This window comes from Gluconobacter cerevisiae (assembly GCF_015244675.1).
Classification (GTDB): domain Bacteria; phylum Pseudomonadota; class Alphaproteobacteria; order Acetobacterales; family Acetobacteraceae; genus Gluconobacter; species Gluconobacter cerevisiae.
Map to the genome: position 1 here is coordinate 590,440 of NZ_JABCQO010000001.1, position 13,390 is coordinate 603,829.

12 protein-coding genes are annotated in these 13,390 nt (G+C 61.8%); 9 read left to right on the forward strand and 3 right to left on the reverse strand.

Annotated elements, in window-relative coordinates:
* Positions 1-88 precede the first annotated feature (88 nt).
* Positions 89-1,150, reverse strand: a complete 1,062-nt coding sequence (gene pspF, locus HKD21_RS02680; RefSeq protein WP_194254023.1) for a phage shock protein operon transcriptional activator — start codon at positions 1,148-1,150, stop codon at positions 89-91.
* A gap of 113 nt (positions 1,151-1,263) precedes the next feature.
* Between pspF and pspA the strand changes: the two genes are divergently transcribed.
* From pspA to radA, 8 genes are all read left to right on the forward strand, one after another.
* Entirely contained in the window at positions 1,264-1,947 is a 684-nt protein-coding gene (pspA, locus tag HKD21_RS02685) for a phage shock protein PspA (RefSeq protein WP_194254024.1), read from the forward strand.
* A gap of 27 nt (positions 1,948-1,974) precedes the next feature.
* Positions 1,975-2,214 (forward strand): envelope stress response membrane protein PspB, encoded by a 240-nt coding sequence (pspB, locus tag HKD21_RS02690; protein WP_194254025.1) that lies wholly within the window; start codon positions 1,975-1,977, stop codon positions 2,212-2,214.
* On the forward strand, positions 2,211-3,515 hold the full coding sequence (locus tag HKD21_RS02695) for a hypothetical protein (protein ID WP_194254026.1): 1,305 nt from the start codon (positions 2,211-2,213) through the stop codon (positions 3,513-3,515). Before pspB ends, HKD21_RS02695 begins: the two co-directional genes overlap by 4 nt.
* Before the next feature lie 2 nt (positions 3,516-3,517).
* On the forward strand, positions 3,518-4,870 hold the full coding sequence (locus HKD21_RS02700; protein ID WP_194254027.1) for a GIN domain-containing protein: 1,353 nt from the start codon (positions 3,518-3,520) through the stop codon (positions 4,868-4,870).
* A gap of 52 nt (positions 4,871-4,922) precedes the next feature.
* On the forward strand, positions 4,923-5,708 hold the full coding sequence (locus HKD21_RS02705) for an MlaE family ABC transporter permease (protein WP_062029251.1): 786 nt from the start codon (positions 4,923-4,925) through the stop codon (positions 5,706-5,708).
* The gene (locus tag HKD21_RS02710) at positions 5,705-6,517 is read left to right on the forward strand and encodes an ABC transporter ATP-binding protein (RefSeq protein WP_194254028.1); all 813 of its coding nucleotides are present in this window, start codon (positions 5,705-5,707) and stop codon (positions 6,515-6,517) included. Before HKD21_RS02705 ends, HKD21_RS02710 begins: the two co-directional genes overlap by 4 nt.
* Positions 6,514-6,720, forward strand: a complete 207-nt coding sequence (locus tag HKD21_RS02715) for a hypothetical protein (RefSeq protein ID WP_194254029.1) — start codon at positions 6,514-6,516, stop codon at positions 6,718-6,720. Before HKD21_RS02710 ends, HKD21_RS02715 begins: the two co-directional genes overlap by 4 nt.
* Positions 6,721-6,892: 172 nt before the next feature.
* Complete coding sequence (radA, locus tag HKD21_RS02720) at positions 6,893-8,293, forward strand: DNA repair protein RadA (RefSeq protein WP_099285835.1); 1,401 nt, start codon at positions 6,893-6,895, stop codon at positions 8,291-8,293.
* A 9-nt stretch (positions 8,294-8,302) separates the two neighbouring features.
* Here radA and HKD21_RS02725 read toward each other — a convergent pair whose 3' ends face one another.
* Positions 8,303-9,979 (reverse strand): alginate export family protein, encoded by a 1,677-nt coding sequence (locus HKD21_RS02725; protein WP_194254030.1) that lies wholly within the window; start codon positions 9,977-9,979, stop codon positions 8,303-8,305.
* A gap of 99 nt (positions 9,980-10,078) precedes the next feature.
* A complete protein-coding gene (locus tag HKD21_RS02730; RefSeq protein WP_194254031.1) occupies positions 10,079-10,666 on the reverse strand; it encodes an IMPACT family protein in 588 nt (195 codons plus the stop codon).
* Between the two features lie 80 nt (positions 10,667-10,746).
* Between HKD21_RS02730 and HKD21_RS02735 the strand changes: the two genes are divergently transcribed.
* On the forward strand, positions 10,747-13,335 hold the full coding sequence (locus HKD21_RS02735; protein WP_194254032.1) for an MMPL family transporter: 2,589 nt from the start codon (positions 10,747-10,749) through the stop codon (positions 13,333-13,335).
* The last annotated feature ends 55 nt before the right edge of the window (positions 13,336-13,390 follow it).

Genomic DNA, 13,390 nt, shown 5'->3' on the forward strand with positions numbered 1-13,390 from the left:
AACTCCAAAAGCCAAACACACATCATATAAAGCCTCCTTCACATCATCTGGCACGGTTCATGCATGATAGACTTTCATGGATACGCCCTCACTCTTTCACGCCAAGCGCCTTCCGCGCCTCTTTGTCGGCCAGCCCGTGCAGCCGCAGATGATGGCGGAACTGATAGTAGGTCAGACCCAGCAATTCTGCCGCGCGCCGCTGGCTAAACTGCGCCTCGCGCAAAGCAGCTTCCAGCAGACTGCGCTCATGCGTCCTGACATCCGCCCCGAAATCACGCGGGAACGTCAGCGCCCCTCCCTCAGCCGACGCAACCGCAGGCACCGCCGGCACGACGCGCTGAACCTGCACGCCCTTCCAGTCCGGCACGACGAACGGGTCCAGCACGATCTCATCCAGCGTCTTTTCCGGCCGGTCCATCCTGTAAACGCTGCGCTCCACCACGTTGCGCAACTCGCGGACGTTGCCGGGCCAGTCATAGGCCTGCAACCGCTCCAGCGCACGCTCCGTGAACCCCGCAAACACCTTCCACCCAAGCTCCGCACTCATGCGGGTAGCAAAATGCTCGGCCAGCAGGGAAATATCCTCCGGACGCGCCCGCAACGGCGGAATGTTCACAACATCGAAGGCCAACCGGTCCAGCAGATCCGCCCGGAAACGCCCTTCCCGCGCCATGGCGGGCAGATCCGCATTGGTCGCCCCGATCAGCCGCACATCCACCCGGATGGTCTCGCTACCACCCACACGCTCGAAGCTGCCATATTCAATCACGCGCAACAGCTTTTCCTGTACAGCCTGAGACGCAGTGCCGATCTCATCCAGAAACATCGTGCCCCCGTCCGCCCGCTCAAAGCGCGACAGACGCCGCTTCTGCGCGCCGGTGAACGCCCCCGCCTCATGGCCGAACAGTTCGCTGTCCAGAAGCGCCTCGGGCAGCGCCGCGCAGTTAAGCTTCACCAGCGGCCGGTCCCACCGGTCAGACAGCAGAGCCAGACGCGCCGCCACCAGTTCCTTGCCGGTCCCGCGCTCTCCGATCACCAGAACCGGACGCCGCAGGGGCGCCAGACGGGAGACCTGATCCAGCATCCCCAGAAATGCCGGAGCCCGCCCGATCGGGGTCGGCACCTCGTCGATATCGGTGCTTCTCGCCATTTTATGGTCTCTCACGCCCCCGTTCAGGTCTTCAGTTCATAACACCCCCAAAACAGCATCACTGACAAGAGCAGGGATCTGTCCTAAGTCTCTTCAACAGGAAGGAAAGCATCATGGGTATTTTTTCTCGCCTCGCCGATATCGTGAACTCCAATCTGAATGCGATTCTCGCCAATGCCGAGGACCCGCAGAAAATGATCCGTCTGGTCATTCAGGAAATGGAAGACACGCTGGTCGAGGTCCGCAGTCAGGCCGTCCGCACGATCGCCGAACGCAAACAGCTCGAACGCCGCGTGCGCACCATGATGCACGAAGAAGACGAATGGCACCGCAAGGCCGGTCTCGCCATCGAACGGGACCGCGACGATCTCGCCCGCGCAGCCCTCGCCGCCCGCCACAGCGTGGAACAGTCGCGCGAAGCACTGGAACAGCAGATCGCCCAGATCTCGGACGGGCTGGACCAGCAGAACGACGACATCTCCAAACTTCAGGCCAAGATCGCCGATGCCAAATCCCGCGAAAAGGCACTCTCCATCCGCGCCCGCACCGCACAGGGCCGCCTGAAAACCCGCGAAAAACTCTACGACACCCGCATCGACGATACACTGAACCGCTTCGATCAGGTCGAACGCGCTCTTGATGAGCTGGAAGGCAAGGCAGAGGCGTATGATCTGGGCCGCCGCACCGGCCATCCAACACTTCAGGAGGAACTCGCGGCCCTTGAAACCGATGCCGTCGTGGAAAACGAGTTCGAAGCCCTCAAGCGCCGTGTGGCCGCAAAGAAAAGCGCAGGCTGAGAAAAGGCTGACCGAAAGGCTCAAGGCATGAATTCGTCCATCTTCCCCTTCCTTGTTCCCATCACAGCCATCATCTGCTGGTCTGTCGTCAGCATGGTCAAACATGCCAACAGCTCACCAAAAGGCACACCCCAGCAGGACCCCATGCTTCAGGCTGCCCTGACACAGGCCGAAGCCCATGCTACGCGTCTGGAAGAAAGGATCGACCAGCTCGAACGCATCCTCGACGAGGATATCCCGGGCTGGAGAGCAAGGAACGCACGATGACACGCCGCCCCGTCCTCTTTTCCGGCCGCCGCCCGGCGCTTCTGGCCCTGCTGGCGGGTACCGTCCTGCTGTCGCCCGCAGCCCACGCCGCGCGCATGACCCTCTCCGGAGAAGATCTGGACCTGTCCATCCCCTGCACCGGACAGGTCAGGGTCGTGGTCGATCCCAACATGAAGGACGGGGCAACGCTTGATTCGAGCAGCCTCGGGCAGGTCGCCATGCATACCGGCAAGGAAGAAGCGCAAAGCCGCATCTCCATCGCCACAAAGTCCTGCGCGCCCAACGGAAAGCTGACAATCAGCATCTCCCCCAGCACCGGCCTGACAATCCACGACAGCCACGACACGCATTTCGTCATCGCCGGAAAGCTCGCCTCCCTGGACGCCAACCTCGATTCCACCACCATGGACATCGAAAACACCCAGTCCCTCGACTTGGACATGCAGGGCGCCTCCAGCGTTCACATCCACTCTCTCGAACGTGCGGCCCAGATCGTGGCCTCCGGCACCTCGACGCTGACGGCTGACACGGCGCAGCTCGCGGCGCTTTCGGTTCAGTTGACGCAGAATGCGGGCATGACGCTTTCGGGGGGCACCATCGACGCCCTGACGCTGATTACAGCCGATCAGGCCAGCGCCACCATTCTGGCTCACGCCACGGTGGCGACGGTCGCGGCCAACGGAACGGGTGACGTCAATATTGAGGCGGTTACAGGGCCAATGGTGCGCTCGGGCAAAGGCACCGTCCGCGTCGGCGCGGAGAATGGCGTGATTTATCGCCCCACACCGCCGCCACCGGCCACCGCACCAACACCTCCTCCCGCAGTCCAGCAGCCGTCCCTTCCTGTGCAGACGCCCCCCGCCAGTGCGGCCCCGACCGTTCCGGCACCGGTGGTCCCACCCCCGCCTGTTTCAGCTCCCACTGTTCAGACGCCTGTGGTTCAGGCACCTCTGACGCAGGCCCCAGCGACACCATCCGTGGTTCAGGCTCCCGTACGTGCCCCCCAGCCTTCCGCGTCTGAAAGCCCGGCTATCCCGCACGCTCCCAGCGTCCCAGCTCCGTCAAAAGACGCCGCGTCGAATGCCCAGCAAACGGCGCAGGCACCTGCGAGCCTTCCCATTATCAACACGCCAGTCCCGTCCGCACCACAGACAACGCTTCCGGCCAGCAACCCAGCACCCACAGTGACAAACCCGGCACCCGGAATCCCTACCGCAACCAATCCGACAACGGGCAATCCGGCCACGACTGCTCCTTCGACGACCGCAAAGAGCGCTCAGAACGGCGCACAAGGGGAATAGGGATGCGCTATCATCTGCACGCGCGTCTGGCCTTGATCGCGCTTCTGAGCTGCGGCGCCGCCCCCGCACCGCCAGCACCCCCGGCAGCGCCAACAGCCCCCACGCCTCCGGCCCCACCGACCGATGACGCCTCCTCGATGAGCAGTCCCGGCACGCTCGTGATCCCGGCGACATGTCTTGAGACCCTGTCGGTCGTGAGCGGCCCGGATGCGCATATCGTCTCCGGCAGCGGCAGTCTGAAGAAGCATGGAGAACGCCTGACCTTCACGACCACACCACAGGACTGCGCGGCTCAGGACAGTGCGGTGGTCATGGTTCCGACCCGGACCAGTCTCGATATCCAGTCCTCCCACAACCATACGACGCTCTATCGCATCACCGGCGTCAACGGCGACGTCACAGCGGAAAGCGGACACGGCGATCTCGACATTGATCAGGCCAGCGGCCTGAACCTGACGATGACAGGCCCCGGAAACGTCTCGGTCGGACGGCTGACGGGACGGATGACCGTGCAAAGCCTGTCCAGCGGCGACCTGCAAATCGGCGATCTCGCAGCTTCAAGCGCCAGCATCACGGCTATGTCTTCGGGCGATATCCGGGTCGAACGGGGGAGCGCGGATGTTCTGACGGTCCGGGATTATGGCTCGGCCGATATTACGCTGAACGCCACCGCCCGCGATGCGGATCTGACTCTTCTCGGCAGCGGCGACATCACGCTTCAGAAGGTGAGCGAAACGCTGAAGAAGCGTCCGATCGGGTCCGGCACGCTCTCCGTGGAGGACACAGCCGGTGCGCGGATCACGACCGTGACCACACCGGACGGTTCTGCCATCCTGTCCGATGCGACACGCAAGGTTCTGGATCATCTCGATATCCATATGGATACGCCTGAGATCACTTTCGGCAACACATCCACTGTCCATCATTCCAGCGGTCATGGGGTGATTGGGCTGCTGCTGAAAATCTTTCTGATCATCTGGGCCGTGCGTCTTTTCCGACGCTATCGCCGGACAGGCGTTATTCCGTTCCGGGGAACGCTGGACAAGGCCGCCACAGGATATGCGGAGGGTGTGCGGAGCTGGTCCCGGCATCGCGCGGCATGGCAGGAAACACCCGCTGCCAGCGCGACAGCGGTGGTCAGGGATGCCGTGCTCGGCTTCCGGCGTCCGCAGGCCGAAACCACGGAAGATTTCTCCCGCTCCGTCCCGCCTGGCCATCCGCTGGCCCGGCTTCAGGATCGACTGGCGCGCATGGAGCGCAGGCTCGGCCTGATCGAACGCTGCGTTACATCCTCCGATTTCAGTCTGGAGCGGCAGTTCCGGGATCTGGAGCGAACCGATGGCCGACGCGCCTGAATGCAGGACGGAAACTTTGACGTCCGGATGCAGGCAGGGTAGGGGCTGAAGGGTGAATGCCGTTCTTGACCCCATAGCGGCCCTTGGCCGCGCCGCTCTCGGCCTTATCAAGCAGGCAGGTGCTCTGGCCCTGTTCGCGCTGGAGGCTCTGTCGCATCTGGTGCGACCGCCCTTTTACTGGCGGATTTTCTTCTCCAGCCTGATCGAGACGGGGTTCTTCTCCCTGCCCGTCGTGGCGCTGACGGCCCTGTTTTCAGGAGCCGTGATCGCGCTTCAGTCCTATGTGGGCTTCGGGCAGTATCATGTGCAGAGCGCGATTGCCGGGATCGTCGTCCTCGCCGTGACCCGTGAGCTTGGCCCTGTTCTGGCCGGCTTGATGGTCGCCGGACGCGTGGGCGCGGCCATGTCGGCCCAGATCGGCACCATGCGCGTGACCGACCAGATCGACGCGCTCACCACGCTGTCCACCGATCCGATGAAATATCTCGTGACGCCGCGCCTTCTGGCCGGGACGCTCGCGCTGCCCTGTCTCGTACTGGTGGCGGATATTCTGGGCGTGATGGGCGGTTTCACGGTTTCGGTCGCCAAACTCGGCTTTTCACCCTCGACCTACATCACGGCCACGCTGGATTCGCTCAAGACGATGGATGTGGTCGTCGGCCTCGTCAAAGCAGCGGTGTTCGGGTTCCTGATCGCGCTTCTGGGCTGCTATAACGGCTATAACAGCCGCGGCGGCGCAGAGGGCGTGGGCTCGGCTACGACAGCCGCCGTCGTGGGTGCGTCCATCCTGCTCCTGCTGTTCGATTATCTCCTGACAGATCTGTTCTTCTCACAATGAGCACTTCCCCGGGCACTCCCTTAAGCACCCCAAAGATCCGCATCCGGGGTCTGCACAAGGCTTTCGGCTCCAAGATCGTGCTTGATGGTGTGGACCTTGATGTCGAAGCTGGCACGTCCATGGTCATCATCGGCGGCTCCGGCTCCGGCAAGTCCGTCCTGCTACGCTGCATCCTCGGTCTGATTGAACCCGATGCGGGGACGATCGAGATCGACGGTGAAAATCTTCTCACGGCCCCCCGTTCCCGGCAGGATGCCCTGCGTCGGCAGATCGGGATGCTGTTTCAGAACGGTGCCCTGTTCGACAGCATGAGCGTTGGCGAGAACGTGGCGTTCGGCGTTCGCGCCAAACATTCCGACCGCAACGGCGCTACCCCATCCCGCACGCAGGCACTGCAAATAGCCGGGGGTCTGCTCGAACAGGTCGGGCTGGACCCGTCCGTTGGCGAACTCAGCCCGTCCGAACTTTCGGGTGGTATGCAGAAGCGCGTCGGTCTGGCGCGCGCCATTGCGGGCAATCCCAACATTATGTTCTTCGACGAACCCACGACCGGGCTGGACCCCATCATGGGTGCCGTCATCGACGGGCTGATCGTGGATTGCGTGCAGAAACTCGGCTCCACCGCCATTGCCATCACTCACGATATGGCCTCGGCCCAGCGGATCGGAAACCGCGCGGCGATGCTCTATCGCGGGAAACTGATCTGGCAGGGCGAAGCGTCCGACCTCATGAATTCCGGCAATGCCATGGTGGATCAGTTCACCCATGGCCGACGCGAAGGCCCCATCACCATGGAACTGCGCAAATGAGCCTCCTGTCCCGTTTCTCGAAAACCGACCCCATTACCTGGAAGCGCATTGGGCTGAGCTATCTGATCGCCCTGCCGTTCATATTGATCATGGGCAACCACAAGCCAGCCCATCCGAACGTGCTGCTCCAGTTGCTTGGATTCCTGCTGATCCTGACCATCTCTCGGCGGGTAGCACAACTGATCCTGCGAACGCGGGAGTAAGGATTTCGGGCTCTGCCCGAACCCGGCAGGGATCTCGATCCCTGCACCCTGAATATGGCTTCCAAAGATCAAGACCTTTGGTGGGGTTCGGGGCAAAGCCCCTGCTGGATCAGTAAAAGAACGCTCCCTATATGTAGAGACGTAGCGTTCCCCGAACCTGAAAGACCCAGCCTTGGCCAAAAAGCCGACCACCCGTTACGTCTGCCAGAACTGCGGCGCCACCTATCCGAAATGGAACGGGAAGTGCGAGGCCTGCGGCGAATGGAATACGCTGGTTGAAGAGACGGTCGAGCCGACGGCCCGCAAGACCGGAAAGCTGAGTTCCGGTCGTCTCCAGACCGTCCGGCTGGATGGCGAAACGCGGCCGCCTCCGCGCATTACGACCAGCATTGCCGAGTTGGACCGCGTTCTGGGTGGTGGACTTGTCCCGGCGTCCGTGGTGCTGGTCGGCGGTGATCCGGGCATCGGCAAATCCACGCTCATGCTTCAGACGACCTGCGCACTCGCTCGGTCAGGGCATCGCGTCCTGTATGTATCAGGCGAAGAATCGGTAGACCAGATCCGTATCCGCGCCCAGAGGCTGGGTCTGGACCGCGATCCCAAAATGCTGGACTCGCTGGATCTTGCAGCCTCCATCAATGTCGGGGAAATCGTGGGCTCGCTGGAGCAGGACCGGGCGCATACGGTCGTGGTCATCGATTCCATCCAGACGATGTGGCTGGAAAGCGTGGAAAGCTCGCCGGGCTCCGTCTCACAGGTGCGGGCGAGTGCGTTTGAGCTGATCCGGCTGGCCAAGACGCTCGGTTTCGCGCTGATCCTGATCGGACATGTCACGAAAGAAGGCTCGCTGGCCGGGCCGCGCGTGTTGGAACACATGGTCGATGCGGTCATGTATTTCGAGGGGGATCGCGGGCATCAGTTCCGCATCCTCCGTGCCGCCAAAAACCGCTTTGGCGCGACCGACGAGATCGGCGTTTTCGCCATGACCGATATCGGGCTGACCGAAGTGCCCAATCCTTCCGCGCTGTTTCTGGCGGAGCGGCGGGGCAATATCGCGGGCTCGGCCGTTTTTGCGGGGCTGGAGGGCACGCGCCCGGTCCTGCTGGAGATTCAGGCGTTACTGTCTCCCAAGGCCGGGGACGGTGCGCCGCGCCGGGCTGTTGTGGGCTGGGACACGTCGCGGCTGAATATGCTGCTGGCGGTGCTGGATTCGCGTTGTGGCCTCAAGCTTGCGAATATGGATGTCTATCTGAACATCGCAGGCGGCCTGCGCGTGAACGAACCGGCTGCTGATATGGCAGTGGCCGCGGCCCTTGTTTCCGCCGCGACGGGCCATCCGACCTCCCCCAGTGCGGCCTATTTCGGCGAGGTTGGGCTTTCGGGCGAAATCCGACAGGTTAGTCAGGCCGATCTGCGTCTCAAGGAAGTCGCCAAGCTGGGCTTTGGCGAGGCCATCCTGCCCCGGCGCGTCTCGGCGGCGTCCGCGCGGGTCAAGCCGCCCGCAGGCCTGAAACTGCGCGAAATCGGGCATCTGACGGATCTGGTCGGGCTGTTTTCCGACAAGGACGAATAACAGAAGCTCTCAGAAGCGGAAGACGACATTGGATTGGGCGTAGCTTCCGCTTTTGCCGCCCGCCGCATGCAGACCGTTCGAGGCCATAAACCGCGCGCCATAGATCTGCCAGGTCAGGTGCCGATTGAGCTGGAGCTTGAGGGACGCCTGCGGCACCACGCCGATATAGCCGCCATGATAGGTTTTCGAGAATGTATAAGGGCCTGATGAGTTCCAGATCACGCCGTCCGCGTTCTCCCGCCACATGAACGGCACCTTGAACTGGATGCTCGCAAAGCCTTTCCACGGCGTGACGCTGAAAACCGGGGAGAGGCTGACGAGGTTGGAGGGCTGAATATAGGTCGTGGTGTCCAGATAATTCGTCTGCGGATTGAAAGGCGCCATATAGGTGCGGACCGACCCGTCCGTTCCGTTGGCGCCGCCGGAATACAGATCCGCCTGAACGCCGATGAACGGGTGCAGGGGCGAGGGCGTATGGCGATATCCCACGATCGTATTGACCGAATAAGCCTGCACATCGCTCTTCTTCGCGCTGCCGGATTTCTGGAACGTCCCGTCCTGATAGAGGCCGCCGAACGAATATTCGAAAGAGGCGGCGGTGCCGTACCAGCGGAAGCCGACATTCCCACGTGAGGACGTGCCTTTCAGGGCACCGGATGCGAGCGGGACGACGGACAGGCTGCCGCCATAGCGATAGCCGTAATAGAAAATATCCAGAAAGGAATGGACGGCCTCGCTGCCAATGGAAAACTGCGGCATGAGTGCCGTAATATCTCCGCCATACAGGCGGGTGCCGTAATCTTCCGTATCATGGAACATCAGGGTCGCGTCCGTTTTGGTCTGAACGAAATCGAAGGCATCCACGCGGATATTGGGCCAGATTGCATAGATGCGCCCGCCATTCCACGATAGCGGCACATTGGGCGTTTCGCGATTGTACAAAACGTAAGACGGTGCATCGAGGAACTGCTGACGACCGAACATGAAGCCGGTTTGCGCGCCTGCAAACTTGCCCTTGAACTCGATGAAAGCCTGCTGGAGATCCAGCCGCTTGCGGTACGTCGTATTATAACCAAAGCCTTTCCCCCCCCCCGCATCGGCATTGATGAGCTGTCCGAACAGCCGGACGTGTTCGCCTAAATGCAGGTCCGCGCCGTAGAGGTTCCGCACACCGAACCGGCCGGAATTGCTGTTGCCCTTTTTTCCCAGAAAAGGCGCCTCCTCATACCAGTTCCGCAAACGCGTCTCGCCGGAGACGGACAGCCAGATCGTTCTCGCATCGTTTAATGCGATGAATTTGAGCGGATCGAATGGATCGTCCCGGCGCTTTTTATCGCGCAGAAAGCTCCAGTCTTCCGCCCAGGGGGCCACACCGTAACGACCGACCGGCCCGAAGCCTGCTGATTCGCCGTTGCCATAACTGAACGCCCCCCACGGTCCCTGACGTCCCTGCGGCGCATGGTTCTGACTGGCCACGACACGACGCGGCTGCCCGACAACACCGGCATGCGGATAGTTCTGGATGGGCGGTCGTTCCGTGGAGGGAACGTGGATCCATTCTTCCAAATGTGTCGTGGGGGCTGTGGGCGAGGACGGATCGGCTGCCATTGCCAATGTTGGTGCACAGAGTTCGAGCGTCATCAGGGCCAGAAGAGACCGGTTCCGATATGAACGACGACGCGACATGCCCTGGAAACTCCAGACGGGGTTTTCAGAACCTTATGCTGCGCGGAAAAAACATCAATCCTGATAGTTTTAAATAAAAATAACTATTTTATTTAGGGTTTAATTCAACCGGGCAATGTCCATCTGTCCGCGCGTCAGATCCCGCAGCCAGTCCGTGATGGACTCAGCCTCCTCGACCGGCACGGCCAGCGTCATCCAAGCGCCTTCGGCGTCGAACTCGCATTCCGTCCGGCTTGCCCGCCAATTTTCGATCTTGGACTCTACCATCGCATAGCTGGAGAACGGGCAGTGAAAGCGCAGCGGCACGGTTTCGATCCGCTCAATCCGCTCCGCTTCACGCAAACAGGCCGAAGCCGCGCCGCCATAAGCGCGCACGAGCCCCCCAGCCCCGAGCTGAACACCACCATACCAGCGCGTGACGACGATCATGACATTGTCGAAATCCTGCCCTTCGATGGCAGACAGGATGGGCCGCCCGGCCGTGCCGCCGGGTTCGCCGTCATCGCTGCACCGGAAGCGCTGACCGGTTTTGAAGGCCCAGCAGTTATGGGTCGCATCCAGCACGGCAACATCACGGAAGAAGGCCATGGCGGCCGCTTCGTCTTCCACAGGGGCTGCGGAAGCCCGGAAAACGCTGTTGCGAATCACACTTTCATAGGTCGCGGGGCCGGGCAGAGTCCATGTCATGGCTTTCCTTCTGCATCAGGATCGCCGAAATGTCAGGATGGGGTAGGGAAACGCTACCTGTTCTGTTAAGGGTAGCCCCCATGTTTTCGGATCTGACTGGTCGGCTGAATGCCGTCTGCGCGCGTCGTGCGCCCCTCGTTCTGGCGCTGTTCGCACTGCTCTGTGCCGCCAGTGTTGCCCTGAGTGTTACGCGCATCAGCGTGACCACAGACACGAGCAAGATGTTTGCCAACAGTCTGCCGTGGAAAAAGCGGAGCATGGAGCTGACGCGCCTGTTCCCGCAGGACAGCAACCAGCTCGTCGCCATCCTCGACAGCCGCATCCCCGAACAGGGACGCATCGCGGCACGGGAGCTTGCGGCCACGCTTTCGCAGGACCACACGCATTTCAAGACGGTCAGCCTGCCCGGCGACAACCCGTTCTATAACAGTCACGGCTTCCTGTTCCTTGATACGAAGGATCTGGAGCCGCTGCTGGATTCGATCGTCTCCGCCCAGCCCTTCCTCGGCACGCTGGCCGCTGATCCGTCCGCGCGCGGGCTGTTCGGCGCTCTTGGCCTGATCGGTGAAGGCATCAAGGCCGGACAGGGTATCCCCAGTGGCTTCAACGGCGCGCTGGACGGTTTCGCCACCTCCCTGACACAGGCCGCGGACGGCCATCCGCAGGACATGTCCTGGCAGAACCTGCTGATCGGCAAGCTGGCGGAACTGGGCTCGCGATACGAGTTCGTCGTCACGCAGCCCAAGCTCGATTACAGCTCCTTCCAGCCCGGCGAGGGTGCCACGACCGCCATGCGTCAGGCGATCAACAACCTTGAATTCGTGAAGACGAAACAGGCCACAGGCATCATCACCGGTGAAGTGAAGCTGTCGGACGAAGAGTTCTCTACCGTCGCTCACGGCATGGTGCTGGGGCTCATCATTTCGCTGGTTCTGGTTGCAGTCTGGCTGATTCTTGCGGTCCATTCCCCGCGCGTCATTATTCCCATCCTGCTGACCCTCATCAGCGGCCTGCTGCTAACGACCGGCTTTGCTGCGCTGGCTGTGGGTGAGCTGAACCTGATCTCGGTGGCGTTCGCTATCCTGTTCGTCGGTATCGCGGTCGATTTCGCCATTCAGTACACCGTGCGCCTGCGCGGACAGCGTAATGCGAACGGCTCGTATCCCTCCCTGCATGACGCCATCGTCCTGACGGGTCAGGAGAGCGGTGCACAGATCCTTGTCGCAGCCCTCGCCACGGCGGCGGGCTTCCTCGCTTTCTATCCCACGAGCTTCATTGGCGTGGCGCAGCTCGGGCTGATTGCAGGTTTCGGCATGCTGATCGCCTTTTTCTGCACCATGACGCTTCTGCCAGCCCTGCTGTCCGTCTTTCGTGCGAAACTGGGTCGTGGAGAGCCAGGCTTTGCGTTCATGGCGCCTGCCGACGAGTTCCTGCGACACAAGCGCCGCAAGGTCGTCGGTGTTTTCGCACTTCTCGGAATCGTGGGGCTGGCTCTCATGCCGCTCCTGAAGTTCGACGCCGATCCGCTGCATACCAAAGACCCCAATACCGAAGGCATGCGGGCGCTGCACCTGCTGGAAGCCAATCCGCTCACCACCCCTTACAGCGCGCAGGCCCTGGCCCCGAACCTGACCGATGCAGCGAAACAGGCCGCGGCGTTCTCGAAACTCCCCAGCGTGCATGACGTGCTGTGGCTCGGCGCACTCGTTCCTGATGACCAGAAAACCAAGCTGGCCATGATCGAGGATACTGCCTCCATCCTCCTGCCGACCATTACGGTAGCCAACCCCGAACCCGCACCGGACGCAGCAGCCATTCGCGCCGCCGCCGTCGATGCCGTCCAGAAGCTGGACGCTGTAAAAGACCAGCTTCCCACCCCGCTGGAGAAGATCCGTCAGGCGCTGCACACACTCTCCACGGCACCAGACAATACGCTGCTTCAGGCCAGCACGGCCCTGACGCGCTTCCTGCCGGACGAACTCTCAATGCTGAAGATGGCACTTCAGCCAACCGCCGTCACGATGGAGAACATTCCGCAAGATGTCCGCCGCGACTACGTCCTGCCCGATGGCCGTGCGCGTCTGACGATCCATCCCAACGGCCAGATGTCCGAAACGCCGGTGCTGCACCGCTTCGTCAGTGAGCTGCGTTCGGTCAATCCGGATGTTGCTGGTCCCGCGATGGAAATCACGGAAAGCGCCAATACGATCGTCCATGCCTTCAAGGTGGCGGCCATCTGCGCGCTTATCATGATCGCCATCATCCTGCTGGTCGTGTTGCGCCGCCTGCTGGATGCGGCGCTTGTCATGGCCCCCCTACTGATGTCGACCCTCCTGACCGTCATCCTGATCGTCACGGTGCCGGAGACGCTGAACTACGCCAACATCATCGCCCTGCCGCTGCTGCTGGGCGTGGGCGTGTCGTTCAACATCTATTTCGTGATGAACTGGCGCGAGGGCGTGAAAGGCCCATTGACGTCTCCTACGGCGCGCGCCGTCCTGTTCTCTGCCCTGACGACCGCGACGGCCTTTGGCTCCCTTGCGCGTTCCGGTCATCCGGGGACCGCGAGCATGGGACGCCTGCTTCTGATGTCGCTTGGCTGCACGCTGATCTGCACGATGGTGTTCGTCCCGGCCCTGCTCCCCAAACGGCCCACCGACGAGGCCTGATTACAGAAACCCTCTACTGACGTGGTTTGCCGGAATGTGACGGACATTCTGGCAA